This is a genomic window from Emticicia sp. (genome assembly GCF_049241225.1).
GTDB lineage: Bacteria > Bacteroidota > Bacteroidia > Cytophagales > Spirosomataceae > Emticicia.
Genome location: NZ_JBMLRC010000209.1, coordinates 1 through 3,756 on the forward strand (window position 1 = coordinate 1; position 3,756 = coordinate 3,756).

Below are 3,756 nucleotides of genomic sequence, written 5' to 3' on the forward strand. Positions count from 1 at the left end.
CAAGTGCCAACGGCTTGTAAATCAACTTGTGCGGTTGCGAGAAAAGGAACAAAACTTAAAACTATTTTGATGAATTTCATGTCTATTTGAATATTGTGGAACGATTCGCCGAATCGTAGTTCTAAATCACGCCCAAAAGATATTTTTGGCTTTTATTAATACGAAATTACTACTTTTAACACAAACATTACAATCGAATATTATTCAACGGCAAAGATTATATTATTTAGACAAATTTTAAGAGATACGTAACACAAATTTTAAACGAATAGAATGACAACAAAGTTTTTAAAGCAATCGGTTTTGACGCTCGGTTTAACAGTGGTGATATTGGCCTGTGGAGATTCGGTATCGAAAAAGGAATATAAATCACCCGATGAAGAATTTGGTGAGCTTTTCAAAGAAGTACAATTAAAGGCGATATTTTCTGATTCTAAAATATTTGCCGATGCAAGTCCCAAGGGCAAAGCAGAAGATGTAATGAAGCGATATGAGGAAGAAAAAACAAAACCCAATTTTAATTTGAAGCGTTTTGTGGTGGAAAACTTCACTTTCACTACGCCCAACTCGAAATATGTAAGCAATGCAGCACTTTCTCCACAAGAACACGTGAATGAATTATGGACTGTTTTGACAAGAAGAACGAAGGAATCGTCGGGTACGCTTATTCCGTTGGTTAAGCCTTATCTTGTTCAAAGTGGAGCATCTACCGAAACTTATTATTGGGATAACTACTTCATGATGTTGGGTTTACAAGCCGCTGGAAAAGATACTTTAATGGCCAATACGGTTTTGAACTTTGCTCAATTGATTCAAGATTATGGGCATATTCCAACGGGCAATCGTAGCTATTATTTTAGTCGTTCGCAGCCACCATTTTTTGCTTCAATGGTAAAAATGCTGGCCGAAACAAAAGGTTATGAAGATAAATTAATCAAAACTTTACCGCAAATTCAGAAGGAATATCAATATTGGATGTCGGTAGATAAAGGCTCTGATGATGCCCAGAAGCAAAACGAAGCCCGTAAGAAAGGCGAAAAAGCATATAGAAAAGTAGTATTTATTGGCAAAAATGATATGCTGAACCGATATTTCGATGATAATGATACACCACGTCCCGAAGCTTATCGAGAAGATATATTATTTGCCAGTAAGATAAGCGGACGCAAAGCCAATCAAGTTTACCGAGATTTACGCTCGGGAGTAGAATCAGGTTGGAATTTTTCGAGTAGATGGTTACGTGATGGGCAAAATTTAAGTACAATTCACACGACAGATATTTTACCAGTTGACTTAAATGCTATTTTATATGATTTTGAGCTTACGCTTGCGAGTATCTATGAGGCAAATAATCAAACCGAATACGCTCAGAGTATGAAGCAGTTAGCCAATAAGCGTAAAGTGGTTTTTGATAAATACTTCTGGAATGAGTCCGCTGGATTTTACTTTGATTATGATTTTGTGGCAGGAAAACAAACCGAAGTTTATTCTTTGGCGGCGGTTTATCCTTTATTTTTCAAATTAGCAAGCCAAGCCCAAGCTGAAAAAGTTGCCAAAGTTTTGGAAGCAAAGTTTTTACAAGCGGGAGGTTTAATGACAACCTTAAATCAGACAAGCCAGCAATGGGACGGAACCAATGGCTTTGCCCCTTTACAATATTTGGCTATTCAAGGTTTAAGAAACTATGGTTTTAATGATTTGGCCAATCGAATCAAACAAAATTGGGTTGCCAACAACCTCAATGTTTATAAAACAACTGGCAAAATGCTTGATAAGTATAATGTGTCAGGCTCATCGAGTGGAGATTATCCCCGCCAAGATGGATATGGCTGGACGAATGGGGTTTTATTAAAATTGCTTTCTGAGAAGTAGGGAACTGTTTACCACGGAGGCACGGATTGCACAGAGTCTCACGGAGAATATGCTCTGTGTTTCTTAGTGTAATCCGTGCCTCCGTGGTAAAAAAAATTATTTTACCCCAGCACTGGCCAAATCCTTATAACCACCACCTGTTAGGTTATAAATGTATTTAAAACCGGCTTGTTGCAAGATTGGAGCGGCTTTGCTGCTGCGTCCGCCTGCTGCACAGTAAACAAAAACAGGCTTGTTTTTATCTAATTTTTCGATTTGCTGTTTAAATGCTGCATCATTGTAATTAATGCAATTAGAAGATGCAATTTTACCCGCTTCCCACTCTTGTGGAGTGCGTACATCAAGTAGTTGGGCATCTTTGGTGGTTTTTACCTTAGCAATAAATTCTTGTGGAGTAAGGTTCGTAGTTTGGGCTTTTAAGATACTTAATGAGAAACTGAAGAGGATAAATAAGAATAAAGACCTTGCTTTCATAATTTCGATAAAAGTTTGAGTTAATAATTCCAAAAGTATTGAAATATTCTACATTTCACAAAAAAAGAGCAGAAACCATTGGCTTCTGCTCTTTTCTATATCTAAACAATCTTTGAAATTGCTTCACATATTATCTCAATTGGAATTGAACACGAGTATTAGATTTTTTACCATCTGGTGTAGTATAATCTGTACTTGGGTCTTCATCTCCTTGACCTTCATAAGTCATACGAGCTTTGCTGATACATTTTTTCTTCAAGAAATAAGCGTAAATCGCACAAGCACGAAGCTTAGCCGAACGAAGGTTTGTTGCTGAACTTGCTCCATCGTTGAATGCTGAGATGTGTAAGATGCTATCTGGACATCTTTGCAATAACGAACAAACTCTGTCAAGTTTTTTGTATGAAGCTGGTTTCAATTTGTTTGTACCGCTATAGAATTCGATTCCTTGAGCTGCGAAAGTCAATTCATCTAATTCTGATTGTGAAATTTCACAACCACTTGCTGTTCTGTAACCTTTTGGTACTAATTTACCATTTACATAACCCTCTGGGCAGCCATCGTTTGATGCTAAACCAGCTAAGTCTGGGCATTTGTCTTGTGCATCAGCAACACCATCTTTATCACGGTCTGGGCAACCTTTTGCCGAAGCAACACCTTTAACTGTAGGACAAGCATCGTCTTTATCAGCGATACCGTCACCGTCTGTATCAGGACAACCGTTCAATGAAGCAGGACCAGCCTCATTAGGGCAAGCATCATCTTTATCAGCGATACCGTCACCGTCTGAATCTGGGCAACCTTTCAATGCTTTCACACCAGCAACATCTGGACAAGCATCGTCTTTGTCAGCTACACCATCTTTATCACGGTCAGGACAGCCTTTCAATGCTACTGTACCAACTTGTGTTGGACACTCATCATCTTTATCGGCAATACCATCACCGTCAGTATCAGGACAGCCTTTCAATGCCATTGGACCAGCTTGTGTTGGGCAAGCATCATCTTTATCAGGAATACCATCACCGTCAGTATCAGGACATCCTTGGAATTTGCGTAAACCTTTTTCAGTTGGACAAGCATCACAACGATCAACAACACCATCTTTATCGCCATCTTTATCGCCAAAACGGTATGAGCCAAGTAAATTAGCGACTAAATAACCATCATTGTATGCTTTTCCGTTTGGTTCGAATGCTGTACCCGTTCCCAGTGCTGTTGTAGAAAGTTTTGTTCCATCTAAGTAATCAGAGAAAGCATAACGATAGCCAACTTCTGCACCGATAGTCCATCTTTCAGCAGCGTTATATTTCAAACCAACACCAAAAGGAAGAACTAAAGCAGCTTTTTTCAAATTTGCTTGGTCTTGGTCGAACAAACGAGCTACAACGTATTTACGAGGGTCGTCGT

General features: G+C 38.7%; 3 protein-coding genes. 1 reads left to right on the forward strand and 2 read right to left on the reverse strand.

The window, feature by feature from the left end; all coding sequences use genetic code 11:
* The first annotated feature begins 273 nt into the window (after nt 1-273).
* Nucleotides 274-1,872, forward strand: coding sequence for an alpha,alpha-trehalase TreF (gene treF, locus ACOVO2_RS11615; protein ID WP_421770134.1), 1,599 nt, complete (start codon nt 274-276; stop codon nt 1,870-1,872).
* A 96-nt stretch (nt 1,873-1,968) separates the two neighbouring features.
* Here the strand turns inward: treF and ACOVO2_RS11620 are convergent, their stop codons facing one another.
* A complete protein-coding gene (locus ACOVO2_RS11620) occupies nt 1,969-2,346 on the reverse strand; it encodes a rhodanese-like domain-containing protein (RefSeq protein WP_421770135.1) in 378 nt (125 codons plus the stop codon).
* Between the two features lie 130 nt (nt 2,347-2,476).
* Nucleotides 2,477-3,756, reverse strand: a 1,280-nt coding sequence (locus tag ACOVO2_RS11625; RefSeq protein WP_421770136.1) for a DUF6089 family protein, incomplete at its 5' end; no start/stop codon positions are given.